The organism is Pseudomonas sp. NFX1 (genome assembly GCF_051123555.1).
GTDB lineage: Bacteria > Pseudomonadota > Gammaproteobacteria > Pseudomonadales > Pseudomonadaceae > Aquipseudomonas > Aquipseudomonas capeferrum.
Window position 1 is genome coordinate 1,001,086 of sequence record NZ_CP169366.1, and the last position, 21,262, is coordinate 1,022,347.

General features: G+C 63.5%; 21 protein-coding genes. 10 read left to right on the forward strand and 11 right to left on the reverse strand.

Features of this window, described 5'->3' with window-relative positions:
• The first annotated feature begins 95 nt into the window (after positions 1–95).
• The 3 genes from DJ563_RS04420 (at position 96) to DJ563_RS04430 (ending at position 3,407) form a co-directional block, all read left to right on the forward strand.
• Complete coding sequence (locus tag DJ563_RS04420; RefSeq protein ID WP_434518894.1) at positions 96–1,016, forward strand: alpha/beta fold hydrolase; 921 nt, start codon at positions 96–98, stop codon at positions 1,014–1,016.
• A 76-nt stretch (positions 1,017–1,092) separates the two neighbouring features.
• Positions 1,093–1,527 (forward strand): VOC family protein, encoded by a 435-nt coding sequence (locus DJ563_RS04425; protein ID WP_434518895.1) that lies wholly within the window; start codon positions 1,093–1,095, stop codon positions 1,525–1,527.
• Between the two features lie 200 nt (positions 1,528–1,727).
• On the forward strand, positions 1,728–3,407 hold the full coding sequence (locus tag DJ563_RS04430; RefSeq protein WP_047583534.1) for an MFS transporter: 1,680 nt from the start codon (positions 1,728–1,730) through the stop codon (positions 3,405–3,407).
• 69 nt (positions 3,408–3,476) lie between these two features.
• Here DJ563_RS04430 and DJ563_RS04435 read toward each other — a convergent pair whose 3' ends face one another.
• Together DJ563_RS04435 and DJ563_RS04440 are read right to left on the reverse strand one after the other, a co-directional pair.
• The gene (locus DJ563_RS04435) at positions 3,477–4,046 is read right to left on the reverse strand and encodes a hypothetical protein (protein ID WP_274099129.1); all 570 of its coding nucleotides are present in this window, start codon (positions 4,044–4,046) and stop codon (positions 3,477–3,479) included.
• A gap of 79 nt (positions 4,047–4,125) precedes the next feature.
• Positions 4,126–4,512, reverse strand: a complete 387-nt coding sequence (locus DJ563_RS04440) for a VOC family protein (RefSeq protein ID WP_274099130.1) — start codon at positions 4,510–4,512, stop codon at positions 4,126–4,128.
• 505 nt (positions 4,513–5,017) lie between these two features.
• Between DJ563_RS04440 and DJ563_RS04445 the strand changes: the two genes are divergently transcribed.
• Positions 5,018–5,923, forward strand: a complete 906-nt coding sequence (locus DJ563_RS04445) for a LysR family transcriptional regulator (RefSeq protein WP_033697274.1) — start codon at positions 5,018–5,020, stop codon at positions 5,921–5,923.
• A gap of 31 nt (positions 5,924–5,954) precedes the next feature.
• On the opposite strand, the gene DJ563_RS04450 is transcribed toward DJ563_RS04445, so the two are convergent.
• The gene (locus tag DJ563_RS04450; protein ID WP_274099131.1) at positions 5,955–6,428 is read right to left on the reverse strand and encodes a YMGG-like glycine zipper-containing protein; all 474 of its coding nucleotides are present in this window, start codon (positions 6,426–6,428) and stop codon (positions 5,955–5,957) included.
• Between the two features lie 65 nt (positions 6,429–6,493).
• Positions 6,494–7,081: a TetR/AcrR family transcriptional regulator gene (locus tag DJ563_RS04455; RefSeq protein ID WP_434518896.1), complete on the reverse strand. Its 588-nt coding sequence runs from the start codon at positions 7,079–7,081 to the stop codon at positions 6,494–6,496.
• 100 nt (positions 7,082–7,181) lie between these two features.
• Between DJ563_RS04455 and DJ563_RS04460 the strand changes: the two genes are divergently transcribed.
• Positions 7,182–8,399: an MFS transporter gene (locus DJ563_RS04460; RefSeq protein WP_434518897.1), complete on the forward strand. Its 1,218-nt coding sequence runs from the start codon at positions 7,182–7,184 to the stop codon at positions 8,397–8,399.
• Between the two features lie 30 nt (positions 8,400–8,429).
• On the opposite strand, the gene DJ563_RS04465 is transcribed toward DJ563_RS04460, so the two are convergent.
• From DJ563_RS04465 to DJ563_RS04475, 3 genes are all read right to left on the reverse strand, one after another.
• Positions 8,430–9,953: an MDR family MFS transporter gene (locus tag DJ563_RS04465; RefSeq protein WP_434518898.1), complete on the reverse strand. Its 1,524-nt coding sequence runs from the start codon at positions 9,951–9,953 to the stop codon at positions 8,430–8,432.
• 53 nt (positions 9,954–10,006) lie between these two features.
• Complete coding sequence (locus DJ563_RS04470) at positions 10,007–10,669, reverse strand: TetR/AcrR family transcriptional regulator (RefSeq protein ID WP_274099135.1); 663 nt, start codon at positions 10,667–10,669, stop codon at positions 10,007–10,009.
• A gap of 127 nt (positions 10,670–10,796) precedes the next feature.
• Entirely contained in the window at positions 10,797–12,575 is a 1,779-nt protein-coding gene (locus DJ563_RS04475) for a phosphoethanolamine transferase CptA (protein ID WP_434518899.1), read from the reverse strand.
• Positions 12,576–12,825: 250 nt separating this feature from the next.
• Here DJ563_RS04475 and DJ563_RS04480 point away from each other — a divergent pair, with 250 nt between their 5' ends.
• On the forward strand, positions 12,826–12,987 hold the full coding sequence (locus DJ563_RS04480) for a DUF2986 domain-containing protein (protein WP_186660006.1): 162 nt from the start codon (positions 12,826–12,828) through the stop codon (positions 12,985–12,987).
• Positions 12,988–13,005: 18 nt separating this feature from the next.
• On the opposite strand, the gene DJ563_RS04485 is transcribed toward DJ563_RS04480, so the two are convergent.
• Together DJ563_RS04485 and DJ563_RS04490 are read right to left on the reverse strand one after the other, a co-directional pair.
• Positions 13,006–13,383, reverse strand: a complete 378-nt coding sequence (locus DJ563_RS04485) for a hypothetical protein (protein ID WP_186666073.1) — start codon at positions 13,381–13,383, stop codon at positions 13,006–13,008.
• Between the two features lie 485 nt (positions 13,384–13,868).
• The gene (locus tag DJ563_RS04490; RefSeq protein ID WP_434518900.1) at positions 13,869–14,453 is read right to left on the reverse strand and encodes a biliverdin-producing heme oxygenase; all 585 of its coding nucleotides are present in this window, start codon (positions 14,451–14,453) and stop codon (positions 13,869–13,871) included.
• Between the two features lie 137 nt (positions 14,454–14,590).
• Between DJ563_RS04490 and DJ563_RS04495 the strand changes: the two genes are divergently transcribed.
• On the forward strand, positions 14,591–15,082 hold the full coding sequence (locus DJ563_RS04495; protein ID WP_274100480.1) for a GNAT family N-acetyltransferase: 492 nt from the start codon (positions 14,591–14,593) through the stop codon (positions 15,080–15,082).
• A gap of 3 nt (positions 15,083–15,085) precedes the next feature.
• Here DJ563_RS04495 and DJ563_RS04500 read toward each other — a convergent pair whose 3' ends face one another.
• The gene (locus DJ563_RS04500) at positions 15,086–16,465 is read right to left on the reverse strand and encodes an APC family permease (protein WP_434518901.1); all 1,380 of its coding nucleotides are present in this window, start codon (positions 16,463–16,465) and stop codon (positions 15,086–15,088) included.
• 353 nt (positions 16,466–16,818) lie between these two features.
• On the opposite strand from DJ563_RS04500, the gene DJ563_RS04505 reads away from it, so the two are divergent.
• From DJ563_RS04505 to DJ563_RS04515, 3 genes are read left to right on the forward strand one after another with little or no spacing between them, the layout of a single operon-like run.
• Positions 16,819–17,604 carry a helix-turn-helix transcriptional regulator gene (locus DJ563_RS04505; protein WP_274100482.1) on the forward strand — a complete coding sequence of 262 codons (786 nt, stop codon included), beginning with the start codon at positions 16,819–16,821 and terminating at the stop codon, positions 17,602–17,604.
• 45 nt (positions 17,605–17,649) lie between these two features.
• Complete coding sequence (locus DJ563_RS04510) at positions 17,650–19,032, forward strand: aspartate aminotransferase family protein (protein ID WP_033697281.1); 1,383 nt, start codon at positions 17,650–17,652, stop codon at positions 19,030–19,032.
• A gap of 54 nt (positions 19,033–19,086) precedes the next feature.
• The gene (locus tag DJ563_RS04515; protein WP_434518902.1) at positions 19,087–20,580 is read left to right on the forward strand and encodes an aldehyde dehydrogenase; all 1,494 of its coding nucleotides are present in this window, start codon (positions 19,087–19,089) and stop codon (positions 20,578–20,580) included.
• Positions 20,581–20,653: 73 nt separating this feature from the next.
• On the opposite strand, the gene DJ563_RS04520 is transcribed toward DJ563_RS04515, so the two are convergent.
• Complete coding sequence (locus DJ563_RS04520; RefSeq protein ID WP_434518903.1) at positions 20,654–21,217, reverse strand: GNAT family N-acetyltransferase; 564 nt, start codon at positions 21,215–21,217, stop codon at positions 20,654–20,656.
• Positions 21,218–21,262 lie beyond the last annotated feature (45 nt).

The following is a 21,262-nucleotide window of genomic DNA, read 5'->3' on the forward strand; positions in this document are numbered from 1 at the left end:
CGCAAGGGTTGTCGCTGGCGATCTGCTTCGAAGGAGGCCGGCGGCGTATTCGGCCTGGTGTGGTCGTGCCAGGCTTCAAGTCAGGAAGCGTACCCATGCGTGCAACACCCAAGGATCACCTGCTTGACCTCAATGGCATCCAGATTGCCATACGCTGCTGGGGCCCGGAGGACGGCATTCCCGTGCTGGCCCTGCATGGGTGGCTGGACAACGCCGCCTCGTTCGAGCGCCTGGCACCGATGCTCGATGGCTGTTTCGTGGTGGCCCCCGACCTGGTCGGCCATGGCCGTTCGGACCATCGTCGCCACGACAGTGGCTACTACCTGTGGGAGCACGCCGAGGACATGCTGGCGGTGACCGACGCCCTGGGCCTGGCGCAATTTCATGTGCTGGCGCACGGCATGGGCACCGGCGTCGCATCGCTGCTGGCGGCCATGACCAGCGGTATCGCCAGCATGGTTTTCCTCGATGGCATGGGAGCGCCGTTCACGGTCGCCGAGGATGACCGCGTACAGCACCTGGCCCGCGCTTATCGGCTCAAGCGCATGGTTCAGCGCAGCCAGTTGCAGGGTTTCTCCGAGCCCGATGCGGGCCGTTTCGACAGCCTCGCCTCTGCCCTGGAGCAGCGGCGCACGCGCCTGGATGGCGAGCTGTCGGAGGGCGCCGCACGGCTGCTGGCGCAACGCGACCTGTTGCAGCTCAGCGATGGCTATTGCTGGCGCCACGACCCGCGCCTGGTGCTGCCCGAGCCCATGCCGTTGACCGAGCGCGAAGCCTGTGACCTGCTCAGCCAGATCCGTTGCCCGCTGTACTTGATGTTCGGTCGGCAAGGCGCTTTCAGCGGCAACGCCTTTGCCCTGCGTGAGGCGGCCTTGCCCAGCCATGCCAAGGTTTCCTGGCACCCCGGCGGGCACCACTTTCACCTGGAGGCGCCCGATCGGGCCCTGGTCGATCAGCTTCTGCGGTTGTTGGCGCGGCACGAAGGCGGGGTACTGCAGCGGTTGGTCAACGAGTAGCGGGCAATGGCCAGCGCGCCGGGTACTGGGCTATGGTGGCAGTTCACCTCGCGCAGACGCCACAAGGAGCTCCGACATGCGACCGTTCGCCATCAAGCACATCGACCACCTTGTGCTGCGGGTCAGCGACCTGCCGCGCAGCATCGCCTTCTATGTGGATGTGCTCGGCTGCACGGTCAGCAGGGTGCGTGAAGACCTGGGCATGGTCCACCTGGCCACGGGTGCGGCGATGATCGACCTGGTCACGCTGGACGGTGTGCTGGGGCAGCCCGGTGGTGCTGCCCCGGGTGCAGAGGGGCGCAACCTGCATCATTTCTGCCTGCGTATCGAACCCTTCGATGAACAGGCACTGACCGCTCACCTGCGCGCTGCGGGGGTGCAGGTGGAGCCTGCCGAGAAGCGCTACGGCGCCGAGGGCGAGGGGTTGTCGTTGTATTGCTTTGACCCGGACGGCAACCAGGTCGAGCTCAAAGGGCCGATTCCGTCGCCTGAGGCGCCGAAAAGGCAATGACGCGCCCGTTGTGCCAGTTCGCCATCACGGCGAGTGGATATCCCGGTAAAGCCGATTATGCTTCAGATACCTTGCTGCGATCCGAGGCGGCCCGCCTCGTCGTGCTTCGCGCAACCAATGCAAGCCCTAGGGCCTGGGTGCGACGGTGAAATGGGTGTGAGGTGCTCCGGCCTGGGATAACAACAAGACGGAGGCAACCCATGGCGGTTATCGACAGCGCATCCACGGGCAGTAGCGCGCCCCAACGCGGTATCACCCGGGAGGAGCGCAAGGTCATCTTCGCCTCGTCCCTGGGCACAGTGTTCGAATGGTACGACTTCTACTTGTACGGCTCACTGGCCGCGATCATCGCCAAGCACTTCTTTGCCGGCGTCAATGAGACCACCTCGTTCATCTTCGCCCTGTTGGCGTTTGCCGCAGGCTTTGCCGTGCGGCCGTTCGGCGCCATCGTGTTCGGCCGGTTGGGCGATCTGATCGGGCGCAAGCACACCTTCCTGATCACCATCGTCATCATGGGCCTGTCCACCGCGTTGGTCGGGTTATTGCCCAGCTATACGACGATCGGCGTGGCCGCGCCGGTCATCCTCATCACCCTGCGCCTGCTGCAAGGCCTGGCACTGGGCGGTGAATACGGAGGGGCGGCAACCTACGTGGCCGAACATGCGCCCAAGGGCCGGCGTGGCTTCTTTACCGCCTGGATCCAGACCACCGCTACCCTGGGCCTGTTCCTGTCGCTGCTGGTGATCCTGGCTTGCCGCACGGCCATGGGCACCGAGGCCTTCGAAGCCTGGGGCTGGCGCATTCCGTTCTTGCTGTCGATCCTGTTGCTGGCCATCTCGGTGTACATCCGTATGCAGCTCAACGAGTCGCCGGTGTTCTTGAAGATGAAGGCCGAGGGCAAGGCGTCCAAGGCGCCACTGACCGAATCGTTCGCCCGCTGGGAGAACCTCAAGGTGGTGATCATGTCGCTGCTCGGCGGTACCGCCGGCCAGGCCGTGGTGTGGTACACCGGGCAGTTCTATGCGCTGTTCTTCCTGTTGCAGACACTGAAGATCGACCCACAGACCGCCAACCTGCTGATTGCCGGTTCGCTGCTGATCGGCACGCCGTTCTTCATCATTTTCGGCAGCCTGTCGGACCGCATCGGGCGCAAGAAGATCATCATGGCTGGCTGCATCATCGCTGCGCTGACCTACTTCCCGATCTTCAAGGCGCTGACCGAGTACGGCAACCCCGACGTGTTCGTCGCTCAGGAGCAGAACCCCGTAGTGGTGGTGGCCGACCCCGGCCAGTGCGCGTTCCAGTTCGACCCGGTGGGCAAGGCCAAATTCACCAGTTCCTGCGACCTTGCCAAGAGCGTGCTGGCCAAGCGCGCGATCCCTTACTCCAACGAAAAGGCCGAGCCTGGCAGTGTGGCGCAGATCCGTATCGGCGAGCGGGTGATCCCGAGCTTTGACGGCCGCAGCCTGGCCGCGGCCGACTTCAAGGCGCAGAATGATGCCTTCACCGCCACCCTTGGCGGCGCGCTGAAAGAGGCGGGTTACCCCGAGAAGGCCGACCCTGCGAAAATCCACTACCCGATGGTGCTGTTGCTGCTGACCATCCTGGTGATCTACGTGACCATGGTCTACGGGCCGATTGCGGCCTGGCTGGTGGAGCTGTTCCCGGCGCGCATCCGTTACACCTCGATGTCGCTGCCGTACCACATCGGCAACGGCTGGTTCGGCGGCTTCCTGCCGACCGTGGCGTTTGCCATGGTGGCGGCAACCGGGGATATCTACTACGGCTTGTGGTACCCGATCGTGATCGCGCTGATGACGGCGGTGCTGGGGATCTTCTTCATGCCGGAGACCAAGGACCGGGACATCAGCCACACCTGATCACTGTCGCTGTATGCAGGAGCGCCCTGGCACGGGCGCTCCTGCAAGGGCGTATGAAGGGAAGTGGCGTCAGTCGAAATAGCCCCGCAGGGTAAAGGCGTACCCGGTATCTACCTCTGCGGCTTCAGCCCGGCTCCAGCGCTTGCTCAAGACGAACTCGAACGCCGGCTCGTACAGCCCGTCGCGCACCACCGCACCGCCGAGCACCTCCACGTCGTACCAGCCATTTTCCAGCTCGATGATCGGCCGCCCCGGCGCCTGGTAGCGTGCCAGCAGGTCGCCGAGGGCCTTGTTGGTGAAGTGCTGCAGGATGCGCCAGGTATAAAGCATCACCGCACGGTGCTCGACATGCAGTACATACCCAGAACGCTGATGCTTCAGCCGGCTGCCCGGTTCCCGCAGGGCGGGTGTGTGGCCATCGAGGGTGAAGATGATGCGGTAAGGCAGGTTGTCGATGCCCGCCATGGGTAGCACCACGCCTTCGCGCACTGCCTGATCGCCGCTGTCGTCATGGGTGAACGCGTGGGCCAGGTCGTCGGCCAGGCCGTTTTCCTGCTTGAAGCGTTCGAGTAGCTGGATGTCGCCGACCAGGAAGTAATCGATCAGGTCGTTGAGGACTTCACTGAATTCGTGGCGCATTTGTTTTCCTTGTCAGGTGCGCAAGTGAGCAATCGCAACGCTAGCGGAGGGCGGGCCACATATGCCCGCCGGGCGGTCGCTAGTGTTTCTGGGCGATCTGGATCAGGTTGCCGCAGGTGTCGTCGAACACTGCCACAGTGACCGGCCCCACCACTGTGGGGGTTTGGGTGAATTGCACGCCGGCCGCGCACAACCGGGTGTACTCGGCCTGGATGTCGCGCACGCCGAAAGAAGTGGCGGGTATGCCGTCTTGCTTGAGCGCTGCCTTGTACACCTTGGCTGCGGGGTGGGCATCGGGTTCGAGCAGCAGCTCGACGCCATTGGGGTCGTGAGGTGAGGTGAGGGTCAGCCAGCGGTGCCGGCCCAGGGGGATGTCATGTTTGGGCATGAAGCCGAGCACGTAGTGATAGAAAGCCAAGGCCTTGGCCTGGTCGTCGACAAGGATGCTGGTGACCACGATCTTCATAGGCACACACCGTTTGCTGGGGCTCGTTCCCTTCAGTAAAGACCCTTGGGCCTATTTGACCAGTGGTATGTTCGAGGTGATGCAGTGCCAGTTGCATTTCCCGGTGGGTACAGAGGCGAGAAGATTGTAGCGTCGGTGGGGCAAGGCACACTAGCCCGGAGACATGACCATGCAAGAAGACTTTAACAATCAAATACCACCCGAGGACCCGCTCGAACAGCGCGTGATAACCCAGCCTCAACCAACGCTCTCAAGGCGCAAGAGGGGGGTGGCGCCTGTTGTCGGTATGGCCTGCGAGCCAGGCTACAAGCAGATCGGAGACGACTGCGTGTGTGCGAACGTCGAGTTTGAGTGAGGCCTGCAAGGGGAGCGCCCGGCGTTCCCCACTAAAAACATGTTCAAGCCATAGGTAAATCCTTCATCGCCCGATGCCCCGGCAACCAGGTAGCACGTTACAGTGACAGGCAAAATCCCAGAGCGCCCAGACGGCGCCAGAGAGGTACCTGTGGCTTCCTATACCTTGCGACAACTCAAGTATTTCGTCACCACCGTGGAGGCCGGCAGCGTCGCCGAGGCCTCGCGCCAGCTGTACATCGCCCAGCCGTCGATTTCCACGGCGATCAAGAGCCTGGAAGAAAGCTTTGGCGTGCAGTTGTTCATCCGCCACCACGCCCAGGGCGTGTCGTTGACCCCCAGTGGCAAGCGCTTCTACGCCAAGACCAAATCGCTGCTGCAAATGGCCCACGAGTTCGAGCAGAACGCACTGGCTGACAACGATACCGTGGCCGGGCAGATCGACATCGGCTGTTTCGAAACGGTGGCGCCGCTTTACCTGCCGCGGCTGATCGCCGGTTTTCGCGAGCGTTACCCAGGCGTCGATATCCGCCTGCGCGATGGCGAGCAGCAGGACCTGATCCAGGGCCTGACCGCCGGCACCTTCGACCTTGTGTTTCTCTACGACCACGATCTGGATGGCACGATCGAGGCCGAGCCACTGATGCCCCCGCAAAAACCCTATGTGCTGTTGCCCGAAAAGCATCGCTTCGCCGGGCAAAGCCAAGTGTCGCTGCGCGACCTCTGCCCCGAGCCGATGATTCTGCTGGACGTGGCGCCTAGCCGTACCTACTTCGTCAGCCTGTTCAACGAAATGGGGCTGACCCCCAATATCGTCTTCAGCTCGCCGTCGATCGAGATGGTGCGCGGCATGGTTGGGCAGGGGTTCGGCTTTTCGTTGCTGGTGACACGCCCGCATTCGGAGTGCACCTACGACGGGCAGCGCCTGGCGATGGTGGACATCGCCGAGCCGGTGGCGTTGTCAGGGCTGGCGGCAGCCCGCTTGAAGCGGGTACAGCTGACCAAACCGGCGCAGCTGTTTGTGGAGTTCTGCCGTGAAGAACTGGCCAAGTTCTAATGCGCGCCGCTGGGCTGGCCCTGCCTGAGGGTCAAGGGTTGAGTTGATACCCGCGCCCCTGCAAGCAGCCACTGTACGCGCTGGCATGGGCCGAGCTCTGCGCCTGGTCCTGCGTGCGCCGATCCTCTCGCCGATCCTGGCGCTGGCGCATGCCACCGACCGCAGCCCCGGCGGCGGCGGTTTGACCGGCACGGTTCTGTCGGTACGCCTGCTTGGCATCGTCACTGGCTCGGTCATACACCTCGTCATGCTGATTGCCACGCACCTGCGCACCTACCGCACCCGCGGCCGCACCTGCCGCGGCACCGCGGACCCGGCCACCGACGTGGGCATCGCTAGAGGTCGCTGTGCTGTTGGCGGCATTGGTGGCGACGCTATTGCACTCATTGATGTCCTGTTGCATCTGCTGGCTGCTCTGGCCCTTGAGCGGCACCACTGTCTGCGCCTGGACGGCAGGTGCTGTGCATAGCAGCACCAGCAGGTAACTCCACGTGAACGAACGCATGGCACACCTCCTGTGGCGTGACCCCCTTTCACAGGATAGCCCCTGCAAGGCCTGCCGGTGAGTCATCAGTTGCCAGCGCGCAGGCCTTTGAGCATCAACTCCATGGCTGCCAGGGCCTGCTCCAGCCGTTGGTGCTGGCCTTGCGCTTCGGCAATCCAGAAGGCCGCCTCGGCCAGGCCTCCATTGATGAGCAATGCCAGCGCCTGGGGGCTGGCCTGGGCGATCACGCCTTGCTCCATCAACTGTTGCAGTATGCCGCGCAACGACGCAACGCAATGCAGTTGCGCTTGCGGCGTGGGCGCCCCCAGCACGGCACGCCCGTCACGTAACACGATGCGCTGGATTTCGGGCTCGCGGGCCATCTCCAGGTAGGCCCGGCAGCGGCTGCGTAACCCGTCCCAAGGGTTGCTGGCGGTGTCGGAAATGGCATGCAGCCGTGCATCCATTTCTGCATCGATCTGCTCGATCACTGCCGCCAGCAGGCCCTTCTTGTCGCCGAAATGGTGATAAAGGGCGCCGCGGGTGAGGTTGGCTTGGGCAGTCAGGTCATCCATCGATGTTTCACCGTAACCACGCGTGCTGAAGACCTGGCGTGCAGTCTGCAGCAGGGTGGCGCGGGTTTGCTCCATGTCGGCTTGGGTGCGTCTGACCATCGGTCCTCCTGGTAAATGTGGCTTTACATTCAGCGCGTATGATAATAGGGTTTTAATCATACGGTTCGTATGTAAGCCGTTTTTCGATAAGGAGAATCGAATGCTCAACCCTTACCGCGAACTGTTCCAGGCCAAAGGCGCGACAGGTTTCGCCCTGGCTGGCCTGGTAGCTCGCTTGCCCTTGCCGATGATGGGCATCGGCATCATCACCATGCTGGCGCAACTGCGCGGCAGCTACGGCTTGGCGGGCGCCGTGGCGGCGACGTTCGTGTTGACCTATGCGCTGATGTCGCCGCAGGTGTCCGCCCTGGTCGATCGGTATGGCCAGCGTCGAGTGCTGCCCGCCGCCGCCGCCTTGAGTGTGGTGGGCATACTATTGCTGTTGGCCTGCAGCGGGTGGCAGGCGCCCGACTGGAGTCTGTTCATCGGGGCGGCGCTGGCGGGGTCGATGCCCAGCCTGTCGGCGATGGTGCGTGCACGCTGGACGGCGCTCTACCGGGGCACACCGCAGTTGCAGACGGCCTATTCCCTGGAAACGGTACTCGACGAGCTCACCTTCATCGCCGGGCCACCGCTGTCGGTAGGGCTGTGCGTGGGGCTGTCGCCCCAGGCCGGGCCCTTGGCTGCGGCGGTGCTGCTGGCGATCGGGGTGTTCGCGCTGGTCGTTCAAACCGGCACCGAGCCAGCGGTGGACGCAGACGCAGGCGCTTCGAATGGCCAGGGGTCGGTGTTGCGGCGCTTGGAGGTACGGCTGCTGGCACTGTTGATGGTGGCCATGGGGGTGATCGTGGGCAGCGTCGATATCGTCAGTGTGGCATTTGCCGAACAGGCCGGCATGCCGGCCGCGGCCAGCCTGGTGCTGGCGTGCTACGCCATTGGCTCATGCGCGGCGGGGCTGGTGTTCGGTGCCTTGAAGTTGCCAATGCCGCCGCACCGGCTGTTGCTGCTCGGCGGCCTGGCGACGGCAGCGACGACCCTGCCGTTGCTGCTGGCAAGCAGCGTTTTCGCGCTTGCAGGGGCGGTGCTGTTGGCAGGCCTGTTCTTCGCACCGACCCTGATCGTGGCGATGTCGCTGGTGGAGCGCAGCGTGCCCGCGCACCAGCTCACCGAAGGCATGACCTGGCTGTTGGCCGGGCTGAATGTCGGCGTCGCGCTGGGGGCTTTGGCCTCAGGGCAGGTGGTCGACCTGCTGGGGGCCACGGCGGGCTACCAGGTGGCCGTGGCCGCAGGGGTTGCCGTTGCTCTGGTTGCGCTGTGCAGTTACCGGCGCCTGGGCGCGGTGGCCGGTGCGGCACTGCCTGGCGCTTGCACCGGTTGATAGCACCGGTCGATAGTCACACTGCACCGCTCAAGCGCTGGCGGCTTTACGCAGCGGCACCTCACGCAGCAGCCAGGACAGGGCGAAAGCCACGCCGGTAATCAGGCAGGCCAGCAGAAACACCTCATGCATGGCGGCGGAAAACGCTTCGAGGTAGGCCTGCTGCAAGGCTGCGGGCAGTGCATGCACCGCCGTCGGTGACAAGCTTGCCGCTGCCCCGGCCTGGCTTGCAAAGTCGCCGGACAGCCGCCCCAGCAACGCATGGGAAAACAGCGCGCCGAACAGCGACACCCCGATGGCGCCGCCGATGGAGCGGAACAACGTGGCGCCGGACGTCGCCACGCCCATGTGGCGCGGTTCGACACTGTTCTGCACGGCAAGGATCAGCACCTGCATGACCATGCCCAAGCCGGCGCCCAGCAGGCCCATGTAGAGATTCATCAGCGCCATGGGCGTGTTCAGGTCGAGCCGGCTGAGCAGGCCCAGGGCGATGACCTGGAGCAAGGTGCCGATGATCGGGAACAGCCGGTAACGGCCCCAGCGGCTGATCAACCGCCCGGTAATCGCCGACACCACCAGCAGGCCACCCATCAACGGCAGCATCTGCAGGCCGGCGCTGGTCGGCGTGGCGTTTTTGACCACCTGCATGTACAGCGGCAGGAAGGTCACCGCACCGAACAGCGACACCCCGACGATGAAACCGATCAGACCGGCGAGCACGAAGGTGCGATGGCGAAACAGGTGCAGCGGCATGATCGGTTCGGCGGCGCGGCGCTGTTCGACAACGAAACCGACCAGGCCGATCAGGGCGAACAGCGACAGGCACAGCACATCCAGCGAGGCCCAGGGCAACAGGCTGCCGCCCAGGCTGGTGATGAGCACCAGTGCCGCCAGGGCCACCGTCAGAAAGAACGCACCGATGTAGTCGACCACGTGCTTGACCTTGGCCACGTGAGGGCGAAATACGCTGCCGATCACCAACAGCGCGAGCAGGCCCAGGGGCAGGTTGATGTAGAAGATCCAGTGCCAGGACAGATGCTCTACCAGAAAGCCCCCGATCAGCGGGCCCACCACCGTTGCCAGGCCGAATACACCGCCGAACAGGCCTTGGTAACGGCCGCGTTCGGCCGGCGCAATGACATCGCCGATAGCCGCCATGGCCACCACCATCAGGCCGCCGCCGCCCAAGCCCTGCAGGGCGCGGAAGGCAATCAGCTGGGCCATGTCCTGTGCTGCGCCGCACAGCGCCGAGCCCAGCAGGAACAGGATGATGGCAATCTGCAGCACGCGCTTGCGGCCGTACAGGTCACCGAACTTGCCGTACAGCGGCACCACGACCGTGGAAGCCAGCAAGTAGGCGGTGACCACCCAGGACAGCCAGCGCAGCCCGCCGAGGTCGCTGACGATGGTCGGCAGCGCGGTCGAGACGATGGTCTGGTCGAGGGCGGCGAGGAACATCACCAGCATCAGCGCGCCCAGCAGCAGAGGGATGGATGTTTGCGCATCCGCTTCGGTGAGCGTGGCGCGGGAGGTGTTATCGGATGTCGATTGCATGGGGCTGACCTGAACAGAGTGAGGCGTTCTGGGGGGCCGCAGTCCGTGCGCTGTCAGTTGACGTTGAGCGGGGCATGCTGGCGGCCAACTTCCTGCAGGCCGGCCAGGGCGAAGCTGTAGAGCTGGGCCGCAACCACGTCGCCGGGCATCTGCAGAATCTCGTGCAGGGCCCCGGAGCCGCCGCGCGGGCCGATCAGCAGCATTGCCCACGGCGCCGTGACGCAGAGGATGCAGCGAGTGAGGGCGGGGTCGTCCACGGGGATGGCGGTAATCTCGCTGAACAACCCTTTGAGCAGCGACAGCTTCAGCGGCGCTGCGGCTTGCAGGTGGGCCTGGCCGTGGGGGCTGGGGGCAAGGATTTCGGCGGCCAATACGCGCAGGTGCCAGTTGTCCCTGGCCTGGGTGGCCTTGCGAACGACCAGCTCCACCAGTACCCGCAATTTTTCCGTTGCCGGTTGCGTGCTCTGGGTGATCCGTTGCAAGTCGCTGATATCTACAAAGCGCTGACGGGCTTCGTCGAGCACGGCCAGGTACAGGCCATTGCGGCTGCCGAAGTGGTAGTTGATCGACGCCAGGTCGACCTCGGCCTTGGCGGCAACTGCCTTGTTGCTGGTGTCGGCATAACCGAGCGCCGCGAACAGTTCGCCTGCGGATTCGAGGATCCGGGTGCGGGTGACGGCGCCGTCCTTGCGTGGTTCTCGTGGGGCTGCGGGCATGGCTGGCTCTGCGCTGTGGATGAGTGCACCGAGCTTGGATCAGGCTTAATCTAAAATCAATTTAAATTTAATTTAAGTGCGCTTCGGGAGCAGCACAAGGCCGCTCCCACGGGTTTTCGGGCTGGCCTCAGTTGAGGTTGCTGGCCGGCTGTGGCTTGGCGCTGCTGGCGGTTTCCTGTACCCGTACGGCCTTGTCCTGGGGCAGTTTGTCGAACTCGCGCAGGCCGTTGTTGCGGTAAGGGTCACCGATCCAGCGCGGCGCCACCACGAACTGCGGGCTGACGATGCTTTTTGCCGGCTCGTAGTGGTCGTAGCTGAGCCCGGCCAGGTCGGACAGGGTGTGGATCAGGTGCGAGCTGCTATAGGGGCGGTTGGCCATGGCCTGCAGGTCGCGGGGGTGGGCCGCCTGCCAGCTCGGCGAGGTCCAGAGCAGGAACGGGATGGTGTACATCGGCCGGGTCGGGGCACCTTCGTTGCGCCCCAGGCGGTCATGATCGCCTGAGCTGTAGACATCTTCGCCATGGTCGGAAAGGTACAGCAGGAAGCCGTTCGGGCTAGTGGCCGAGTAACGCTTGATCAGGCTGGCGACGACGTGGTCGTTGTAACGCACCGCGTTGTCATAGAAGTTGTAGGTTTCTGCCTGGCTCTGCGTCAGCTTGGCCGGTACGCCCTGGCGATCGGTGAAGTGCTGGTAGGTTTTCGGGTAACGGTAGCGGTAATCCATGTGCGTACCCAGCAGATGGACGATGATGAACTTGTTTGGTGCAGGGTCTTGCAACGCCTTCTGGAACGGGTCCAGCACCACCTCGTCGTACTGGCTGGCATTCTGGCTGCGCTGGTTGTTCAGGTAGACCGGTGCGTCCGTTTGCTGGGAGAAGGTGGTCAGCATCGTGTTGCGTTTGGTCATCGTCTGCTGGTTGGTGATCCAGAAGGTCTTGTAGCCCGCCTGTTTCATCAGGTTGATCAGCGACGGGTCGGTGAGGAAGCGGTCCGGGTGCTGTTCGTCACCGAAGGTAAGGATCTGCTGCATCACTTCGATGGTGTAGGGGCGCGGCGAAACGACGTTTTGAAACATCGTCAGGCCCTTGTCGCTGGCCGCCAGCGCGTCGAGGTTCGGTGTGGTATCGCGCGGGTAGCCATACAAGTGCATGTGCTCGCGGGTGGTCGATTCGCCCAGCACCAAGACCAGCGTGCGCGGTGCGTCACCGCTGCTGTTGCGCAGGTTCTGCAAAGGCGGCAGCGCAGCGTTCTGTGCCAGCAGCTGCTGCATGTTGTTCAATTGCTGGCGATATTGCTTGTAGCCGACCAGCAGTTGCCAGGGCACGGCGGGCTCCATGCGCTGCTGGACCTTCTCTGCGGCGTCGAGGAAGTTGCGTTCCTGGGTAACCATTTGCTTGTAAAAGGGGTAGACCAGGTTGGCCAGCAACAGCAGGACAACCACCGGGATCCGGCTGCGCATAGGCAAGGTGACCGGGCGCACGCGTTTCCATAGCACCACGGCAACCACGGTGTACAGCAGCAGCGCCAGGCCCAGCCAGAGGCTGAAATACTGGCTGAAGTATTCACCGGCCTCGGCGGTGTTGGACTCGAACATCACGAAGATGACGCTTTGCGAGAACTCCTGGCGATAGATGCCGAAGTAGCTCAGGCCTACCAGCGAAGCGCCCCACAGCACCAGGCCGATGACCGCCGAAGTGGCCCGGGTGAAGCGCGGTAGCAGCAGCACCGGGGCCAGCCACAGGCTGCTGAGGAACAGCGCATCGCGAAAACCGGCAAACCCTGTGGTGCCGCTGAACAGCAGCAGCGCTTGGGTTACGCCGGAAAAATACCAGAAGAACAGCAGGAGCCAGCCCAGGCCGGCCCAGTCCACCCGTTTGCGCGGGGAGGGGGTTGTAGTGTCTGACACGTATGCCTCGTTGAACCTTGGCAGCCACCCAGTGTGCGGGCGGCCGGAAAGGGCGTGACGCTAATCTGAAGGCTGTGAAAATAACGTCAATGCCGTTGGCAAGGAGGCCCAGCCGTATTGCGCCATTGCGTGAACTGCCAAGGGCGCCAACGCCTGTCCTGTAATGGGTGCGATAACTTAACCCGTGGTCCCCGCTACGCGTGCAGGTATGATGTCGGCAGCGTAACCAGACCTACAGGCGCAGTGAAATATGAACCGTCGTAAAAAGATCAAACAGTTGATGCAGGCACATGCCAAGAAGGCCAGTGCCAAGCTGGCGCCCAAGAGCAAGCCCAAGTACATCAGTAAAGCCGACCGGTTGAAGCTGGCAGCCGAAGCTGCCGAGGGTGCGGTTGTAGATGCCCAGAGCTGAGCGAGTGGGGCTGACGTATCAACGGCGATAGTAACGATGGTCGTCCTGGTAGCGGTGATGCATCGCCCGCTCATGATGACGCTCCCAGTCCCGCCGGCGTTCCCAGTCGCGACGGCGCTCGGCTTCGCGGCGGGCTTGTTCCCGGCGCCATTGGTCGCGGCGCCAGTCGCCTCGGTGATCGTGCCAACGGTCGTCGTGCCGGTAGCGGTCATCATGGGCGAGCAAGGGCGCTGAGTGCTCGCCAGCCAGGCTGGCCACGCTGGGCCAGGGGGATTCGGCAGGGGCTGCGACAGGCGAGGCAGCGTTCGGGGTTTTCATTTGTGATGCGGATGCCGAGCCCACCGCCGCGAAGGTGAACAGGCCGAGAAGCATCAACCGTGCGACATGCATTTTCATGAGCGAAGGCAACCTTTGGTAAACCATTTTTCCTGAGCACATAGACCTTTTAATTGGGAAAAGTTCTGGTGGGGCAGGTTTGATGGTTGTCTTGGGGGCGGGTGCTCGCGCGGTGTTTCGGGGGTTCCTGGCTTGAGGTTTTTAGCGCCTGTGAGATCGAGCGCCGCCCGCGCGGCGCATCGCGAGCGAAGCTCGCTCCTACATTTGTTTCGGGCCAGTTATGCCTGGGGCATTGACGCGCGGCCCCTTGGTGCCCGCCTCAATATCGCGTCGTACCAACAAGGCGGTCGCGCGCAAATGCCACTGACCTCATTGGCCCGAAACAAATGTAGGAGCGAGCTTCGCTCGCGATGCGCCGCGCGGGCGGCGCTCGATCTTGTAGGCGCTGAAACTCCCAAGGCATGCACGGCGGCGCTCGATCTCACAGCCGCTGAAGATCTAATGCCAGGCGCCTGTCAGCTCCTCCCCTCCACCAATCCCTCCCCCTACGCAAACACCGCACGCAAATGCCCCCGATAACTGTCAAACGCCGCAATCACCCCCGCAATCACCTCAGCCTCTTCCCCGGCATCAAGCGCCAGGCCATCAACCCTGGCAACAAACTCCCGCCAGTGCAGGGCACGCCCGTCCGGATGGGGCGCCAGGTGCCGAGCCCCCTCGTTGCCGTTCAGGCCCAGGCGCTGGGTTTGCTTGAACAAAAACGCCGCCCCAAGGTTCGACCCCTCGCTGCAATACAGCCAACCCAAAGCCTGGGCCGGGCTGGCACTGACCGTATGCGGCACCGAAGGCAGCGCCAGGCCCAGGTCAAGCAAATCGCGCTCGACCGCCGCGAAGCGCGACAATTGCATCAGCCCCGGCAGGCGATCGTTGAGCAACTCATCGTGGTACAACGCCAGCAGGCTGCCATGGAAGCGGTGTTGCACCTGCAGAAAGCGCGCATAGCGCTCACGGTCTTCGAAGGGGCGTGCGGCCATGACCAGTTCATCGACACTGTCGTGGTCGCGGCTACTGGACGCCTTCAGGCGCGCGCAGCGGCCGGGGACGGTGAGGCGCGTGGCGGTTGCAGTCATCGGGGATTTCCATGTCGAAGTGTCAAAAGGGGCATGGTAATAAGATCACTCAGCCCAGGAAACGATCCTGTCATGCCGAAAATAAACGGCAGTGATTTATCATGCAGCCTGTTGTCATGTCCCAAAGGAGTCAGCGCATGAGCGCCCCCCAGTTCCGCAACCCCGAACCCACCGACGCTGAACGCTGCTACGCGATCGAAATCGGCGCCTATGAAGGGGATGAAGCGGCAACCCTGGAAAAAATCCGCACCCGCATCGCGCAGTACCCCGAAGGGTTCCTGCTGCTCGAAGCCGAGGGTGAGACCGTCGGCTTCATCAACAGTGGCTGTGCCCATGACGTGGTCATGTCCGACGAAGCCTTCAAGGAATTGGTCGGCCATGACCCGGCGGCGCCGAACGTGGTGATCATGTCCGTCGTGGTCGACCCCGCCCATCAGGGCAAAGGCTATGCGAAGCTGCTGATGAGCGCGTTCATCCAGCGCATGAAGGCGCAAGGCAAGCAGACCATCCACCTGATGTGCAAGCAGCAGCATGTCGCGCTGTACGCCAAGCTCGGTTACGCCTACGTTAAACCGTCGCCGTCCGACCACGGCGGCATGGCCTGGCACGAAATGCTCATGACGCTCTGAGCGTCATTCGGCCATCTGCAACTCGGGCAGTTTCACCCGAAACGCCCGGGTCAGCCCAAGCAGGCAGAGGAAGCCCACGGCCATCCAGCACAGCCCGATGGTGAACGACAGGCTCGACAGGCTGCTCCACAGCCACAGCGTGCTGAGAAATCCCAACCCCGGAATCGCACCATACAGCAGGTAATTGCGGGTGCCGCGCCGCTTCTGGTCGACCAGGTAGTGCTTGACCACCGCCAGGTTGACTGCCGAAAAGGCGAACAGCGCGCCGAAGCTGATCATGTTGGCGACCGTGTCCAGGGTGATGACCAGGGCGATCAGCGAGAGGATGCTGACCAGCATGATGGCCGCAGCCGGTACGCGTTTTTTCGTCACCAACTGGCCAAACACCCCTGGCAACGCACCATCGCGGCCCATGGCGAACAGCACCCGCGACACGCTTGCCTGGGAGACCATGGCCGAGGCGAAGCAGCCGGCCACGTAGGTGGCGGTAAACGCCGTCACCAGCAGTTCACCGCCGACCCGGCGCATCACGTCCACCGAGGCCGAATCGGGGTCGGCGAAGGCGCCCCACTCGGGGAAGACCATCTGCGCGCAGTACGACACCACCAGAAACAGCAGGCCACCGATCAGCGACACGGCCATGATCGCCAGTGGGATGCGAAACGTCGGGTTGCTGGTTTCCTCGGCCATGGTCGAGACCGCATCGAAGCCAAGGAACGACAGGCACAGCACGGCGGCACCGGTCATGATCAATGGCACGCTGAACCCTTCGTGGTGGAAGGGGGCAAGCAGTGACACCGGCGCCGATTGCCCCGCCAGGTTGTTGATCGACAAGCCGACGAACACGACGATGAACACCAGTTGCACAACCACCAGGATCCAGTTGACCCGGGTAATCGACTCGATGCCGATCATGTTGAGGAAGGTCACCAGGGCGATGGAGCCGGCAACCCATACCCAGGCGTGGATGGCCGGGAAGTACTCCGACATGTAGATGCCGATCAGCAGGTAGCTGAGCAACGGCAAAAAAATGTAATCGAGCAGCAGCGTCCAGCCGGCCATGAAGCCGATGTGGGTGCCAAAGGCCTTGCGGGTGTAGGTGTAGACCGAGCCGGAGTAGGGGTGCGCCTGCACCATGCGGCCGTAGCTATAGGCAGTCAACAGCATGGCGGCGAGGGTCAACAGGTAGGCGGTGGGCAGGTGCCCCTTGGTCATCTGGGTGACCAGGCCATAGGTGGTGAACACCGCCAGGGGCACCATGTAGGCAAGGCCGAACAGCACCAGGGCGCTGAGCCCCATGGACTTTCTGAAGCGGCCGGAAGACGCGGAGGGTGACGAGGCGTTGGCGGAGTGGGACTGGGCCGTAGTTGTTGTTGTATGCATTGCGAACTCCTGAAATCGGATGCAGGACGCCGCAGTATGCGAGCGGGCTCGATACTGTTGAGGGGCCATGAAAGGAGGCTGGGCCAGCTTGGGTTGCGCAGCCCTCAGGGGTGGGGCCGGACGATGCTCCCACACCCCGGGCCCGCTCGAAATCACCCTTTGGGGTGAGCCGCTGGTCGCCTGAAAACGCTCACCCCAAAGGGTGATTTCGGTCTTTGCCTGGCCATGGGAGTATCTGGAAACAAAGCGCCGCCCCGACGGCGATACCGTTTCCCGCTACCGGCAGATTTCCAGTGACCAGTGATCGATTGGCTTCAGCACAGTGGTTCGAGCACATTGCCAGGGTTACCGACATGATCGGCCAACCGGGCTTTGCCGCCACCTTGTTCGCAGCACTCGGGGTGATCCGGCCCATCCAGGCCACCACGGTCTACCTCTACCCGCATGACGGCATGCCGTGCGCGCTGTTCGAGCAGGATGACAAGGCACCCTGGCAGCCAGAAGGCAACGTCAGCCGCTACCTTTCCGGCTTCTATCTGCTCGACCCGTTCTACGGCGCCTGCGTCGAGCAGGTCGCGTCGGGCTGCTATGGCCTGTTCGACGTGGCGCCCGACCACTTCGAAGTGAGTGAGTACTACCAGTCGTTCTACCGCCATTCACACCTGGAGGATGAGCTCAATTACATCCTGCAGGTCGTGCCCGGCCAGAGCCTGGCTGTGTCGCTGGCCTTCACCGACAAGCTGGACGCCCCAAGCCGCGACCTGTTCGGGCGCATCACGCCCTGGGTGCTGGCGGTGCTCAGCAAGCACTTTGCCGGGCTGGGCAGCCGCGGTGGGCGTTTCGAGAATGTGCTGGAGCAACGCATCCATGCCGCCCTCAACAACTTCGGCAGTTCGTTGCTGACGATGCGCGAATGCCGCATTGCCCAGCTGATCTTGCGTGGCCACTCGACCAAATCCCTGGCCGAGCGCCTGGGGGTTTCGGAAGACACCATCAAGTCACACCGCAAGCATGTCTACGCCAAGCTCGACATCGGCACGCAGTCCGAGCTGTTCTCCTTGTTCATCGATGCGCTGGCCAATGCCCAGGGCGTGCTGGGCAAGGACCCGCTGGAAAGCTACATGGGCAAGCTGCGCTGAGCGCAGCGGCCTCGCCCGCCCCTATAACCACAAGGAAAACCGCCAATGAACGCGCCTTTTGCCCCCAAACGCCAGACCCGTGACTACCAGGCCGCTGACGCGGCGCACCACATCCATGCCTTCCTCGACCAGAAGGCGCTCAATGCCGAAGGCCCGCGGGTCATGGTCGGTGGCGAACGGCTACACCTGTGGGACAGCGAGGGCAAGCGCTACCTGGACGGTATGTCGGGCCTGTGGTGCACCCAGCTGGGTTACGGGCGCAAGGACCTGACCGCCGCGGCCGCCGCACAGATGGACCAGCTGGCCTACTACAACATGTTCTTCCACACCACTCACCCGGCGGTGATCGAACTGTCCGAACTGCTGTTCAGCTTGCTGCCAGGCCACTACAGCCACGCGATCTACACCAACTCCGGGTCCGAGGCCAATGAAGTGCTGATCCGCACCGTGCGCCGTTACTGGCAGGTGGTCGGCCAGCCGAACAAGAAGGTCATGATCGGCCGCTGGAACGGCTACCACGGCTCGACCCTGGCGGCCACGGCCCTGGGCGGGATGAAGTTCATGCACGAGATGGGCGGGCTGATCCCGGACGTGGCGCACATCGACGAACCGTACTGGTACGCCGAGGGCGGTGACCTGACCCCGGCCGAGTTCGGCCGGCGCTGCGCCCTGCAGCTGGAGGAGAAGATCCTCGAACTGGGCGCGGAAAACGTCGCAGGCTTTGTCGCCGAACCCTTCCAGGGCGCCGGGGGCATGATCTTCCCACCGGAAAGCTACTGGCCCGAGATCCAGCGCATCTGCCGCCAGTACGACGTATTGCTGTGTGCCGACGAAGTGATCGGCGGCTTTGGCCGCACCGGCGAGTGGTTTGCCCATGAGTATTTCGGTTTCGAGCCGGACACGCTGTCGATCGCCAAGGGCCTGACCAGCGGCTATGTGCCCATGGGTGGCCTGGTGTTGAGCAAGCGTATCGCCGAGGCACTGGTGGAGCGCGGCGGGGTGTTTGCCCACGGCCTGACCTATTCGGGCCACCCGGTGGCGGCGGCGGTGGCCATCGCCAACCTCAAGGCGCTGCGTGACGAAGGCATCGTGCGTCAGGTCAAGGACGACACCGGGCCGTACCTGCAGCGCATCCTGCGCGAAGTGTTCGCCGACCACCCGCTGATTGGCCAAGTGCAGGGTGCCGGCCTGGTGGCGGCGCTGCAGTTTGCCGAGCACAAGCCCAGCCGCAAGCGTTTTGCCAACGAGAACGACCTGGCCTGGCAATGCCGCACCTTCGGTTTCGAGGAAGGCTTGATCATTCGCTCGACGCTGGGGCGGATGATCATGGCGCCGGCATTGGTGGCCAACCGCGCCGAGCTGGACGAGCTGGTCGACAAGACCCGCATTGCCGTGGACCGCACTGCCAAGTTGGTGGGCAGGCTCTGAGTATCTGGGGCCGCAAGGCAGCCGCAAAATCCAAGACAGTCGTATGGAGTGCAAATGAACAGTCTCGAATACTGGCAAACCCGCGCCGCAGGCCTGCGTTTTCTCGACAAGGCCCTGATCGGCAGCCAGCAGGTGAGCGCCAACTCCGGCGCCACTTTCGCGGCCGTCAACCCGGCCACCCAGCAGGTGCTGGCGCAGGTTGCCGCCTGCGCTGAGGCCGAAGTCGACCTCGCGGTGGCCACCGCACGGCGGGCCTTCGAACAGGGCCCGTGGGCGCGCATGGCCCCGGTCGAGCGCAAGAAAGTACTGCTGCGCCTGGCCGAGCTGATCATGGCCAATCGCGAAGAGCTGGCACTGCTGGACTCGTTGAACATGGGCAAGCCGGTGATGGATGCCTACACCATCGACGTGCCTGGCTCGGCGCATGTTTTCGCCTGGTACGGCGAGGCGCTGGACAAGCTGTACGATCAGGTGGCCCCCACGGCGCCCAACGCGCTGGCCACGATAACCCGCGAAGCGCTGGGCGTGGTCGCCGCCGTGGTGCCGTGGAACTTCCCGCTCGACATGGCCGCGTGGAAGCTTGCGCCAGCGCTGGCCGCCGGCAACAGCGTGGTGCTCAAGCCTGCCGAGCAGTCACCGTTCTCGGCGCTGCGCCTGGCGCAACTGGCGCTGGAGGCCGGTTTGCCGGAAGGCGTGCTGAATGTGGTGCCCGGCCTGGGTGAACAGGCGGGTCGGGCGCTGGGGTTGCACCCGGACGTCGACTGCTTGGTGTTCACCGGCTCTACCCAGGTGGGTAAATACTTCATGCAGTACTCGGCGCAGTCCAACCTCAAGCAGGTGTGGCTGGAGTGTGGCGGCAAGAGCGCTAACCTGGTGTTCGAAAACTGCCAGGACCTGGACCTGGCAGCGGAAAAAGCGGCATTCGGCATTTTCTTCAACCAGGGTGAGGTGTGCTCGGCGAATTCGCGCTTGTACGTGCAGCGTTCGATCCACGATGAGTTTATCGAACGCCTGCAAGCCAAGGCCCGCCAATGGATGCCAGGCAACCCGCTGGACCCTGCGAGCCGCGCGGGTGCAATTGTCGATGCCGAGCAGACCGGCCGCATCAAGGCCGCCATCGACCATGCGCACGAGCAGGGCGCTCGGCTGGTGTGCGGTGGCCGGCGCCTGACCCTGGGCGGGTCGGACAACTACATCGAGCCGAGCATTTTTGCCGGGGTCGAGGCCAGCATGAGCCTGGCCCGGGAGGAAGTGTTCGGGCCGGTGCTGGCGGTCAGCGCGTTCGACAGCGAGGAGCAGGCCGTGCGCTTGGCCAACGACAGTGTCTATGGCCTGGCCGCGTCGGTATGGAGCGATGACTTCAACCAGGTGCATCGCGTGGCGCGGGCGTTGAAGGCGGGCACCGTTTCGGTCAATACGGTGGATGCGCTGGATGTCACGGTGCCGTTTGGTGGGGGCAAGCAGTCGGGGTTCGGTCGCGACCTGTCGTTGCATGCGTTCGACAAGTATTCGCAGCTCAAGACTACCTGGTATCAACTGCGCCCTTGATGCCTGGCTTGGGGGTGGTGGTGGTGCTCGATATCCGCACCACCACCAACTCCATGACAGCCACCTAGGCGCCTCACCCCCTACCCATCGACTGTTTACCGCACTCCAGCCACTGCGAGTAAGTGATGCAACTGATGTGCTCGGTCCGATAGTCCTGCAGGAACGCGTTGTACTTGTGTTCCTCGGTGTGGTGATAACGGAACCCACACTTCGACTGGGCAGCATGAGACTGAGTGTTCTCCGCGAAATAGCCACACCACAGCGCCTTGAGTTTCAGGGTTTCAAACGCGTGCCGCATCACTTCCCGCACGGCCTCCGGAATCAGGCCTTGGCCCCAGTACGGCACACCGATCCAATAGGCGATTTCGCCTTCCTGCTCACTGATCTCGAAATTGCTGTTGGCCCCAATGAGAATGCCGACACACCCTACCGCCCGGCGACTCTCCTTCAGCTCGACCGCATACACCTCGGGGTGATTGAAGACCGTGCGGATGATCTCGGCACTGTTCTGCACGCTGGTGTGTGTAGGCCACCCGGCCCTGGGGCCGACGCGGTCGTCCTTGGCGTATTCGTACAAGTCAGCGGCATCGGCGGCTTGCCAAGGGCGCAGCAGCAATCGGTCTGTTTCAAGTTGCATATTTTGTACTCATCCTGGTTTGGCTCAGGCGAGACAGGGTATTGG

What these genes read in the sequence shown, in the direction of transcription:
- DJ563_RS04420 (WP_434518894.1), top strand. Translation starts at nt 96, where the DNA reads ATGCGTGCAACACCCAAGGATCACCTGCTTGACCTCAATGGCATCCAG.
- DJ563_RS04425 (WP_434518895.1), top strand. Translation starts at nt 1,093, where the DNA reads ATGCGACCGTTCGCCATCAAGCACATCGACCACCTTGTGCTGCGGGTC.
- DJ563_RS04430 (WP_047583534.1), top strand. Translation starts at nt 1,728, where the DNA reads ATGGCGGTTATCGACAGCGCATCCACGGGCAGTAGCGCGCCCCAACGC.
- DJ563_RS04435 (WP_274099129.1), bottom strand. Translation starts at nt 4,046, where the DNA reads ATGCGCCACGAATTCAGTGAAGTCCTCAACGACCTGATCGATTACTTC.
- DJ563_RS04440 (WP_274099130.1), bottom strand. Translation starts at nt 4,512, where the DNA reads ATGAAGATCGTGGTCACCAGCATCCTTGTCGACGACCAGGCCAAGGCC.
- DJ563_RS04450 (WP_274099131.1), bottom strand. Translation starts at nt 6,428, where the DNA reads ATGCGTTCGTTCACGTGGAGTTACCTGCTGGTGCTGCTATGCACAGCA.
- DJ563_RS04455 (WP_434518896.1), bottom strand. Translation starts at nt 7,081, where the DNA reads ATGGTCAGACGCACCCAAGCCGACATGGAGCAAACCCGCGCCACCCTG.
- DJ563_RS04460 (WP_434518897.1), top strand. Translation starts at nt 7,182, where the DNA reads ATGCTCAACCCTTACCGCGAACTGTTCCAGGCCAAAGGCGCGACAGGT.
- DJ563_RS04465 (WP_434518898.1), bottom strand. Translation starts at nt 9,953, where the DNA reads ATGCAATCGACATCCGATAACACCTCCCGCGCCACGCTCACCGAAGCG.
- DJ563_RS04470 (WP_274099135.1), bottom strand. Translation starts at nt 10,669, where the DNA reads ATGCCCGCAGCCCCACGAGAACCACGCAAGGACGGCGCCGTCACCCGC.
- DJ563_RS04480 (WP_186660006.1), top strand. Translation starts at nt 12,826, where the DNA reads ATGAACCGTCGTAAAAAGATCAAACAGTTGATGCAGGCACATGCCAAG.
- DJ563_RS04485 (WP_186666073.1), bottom strand. Translation starts at nt 13,383, where the DNA reads ATGAAAATGCATGTCGCACGGTTGATGCTTCTCGGCCTGTTCACCTTC.
- DJ563_RS04490 (WP_434518900.1), bottom strand. Translation starts at nt 14,453, where the DNA reads ATGACTGCAACCGCCACGCGCCTCACCGTCCCCGGCCGCTGCGCGCGC.
- DJ563_RS04495 (WP_274100480.1), top strand. Translation starts at nt 14,591, where the DNA reads ATGAGCGCCCCCCAGTTCCGCAACCCCGAACCCACCGACGCTGAACGC.
- DJ563_RS04500 (WP_434518901.1), bottom strand. Translation starts at nt 16,465, where the DNA reads ATGCATACAACAACAACTACGGCCCAGTCCCACTCCGCCAACGCCTCG.
- DJ563_RS04505 (WP_274100482.1), top strand. Translation starts at nt 16,819, where the DNA reads ATGATCGGCCAACCGGGCTTTGCCGCCACCTTGTTCGCAGCACTCGGG.
- DJ563_RS04510 (WP_033697281.1), top strand. Translation starts at nt 17,650, where the DNA reads ATGAACGCGCCTTTTGCCCCCAAACGCCAGACCCGTGACTACCAGGCC.
- DJ563_RS04515 (WP_434518902.1), top strand. Translation starts at nt 19,087, where the DNA reads ATGAACAGTCTCGAATACTGGCAAACCCGCGCCGCAGGCCTGCGTTTT.
- DJ563_RS04520 (WP_434518903.1), bottom strand. Translation starts at nt 21,217, where the DNA reads ATGCAACTTGAAACAGACCGATTGCTGCTGCGCCCTTGGCAAGCCGCC.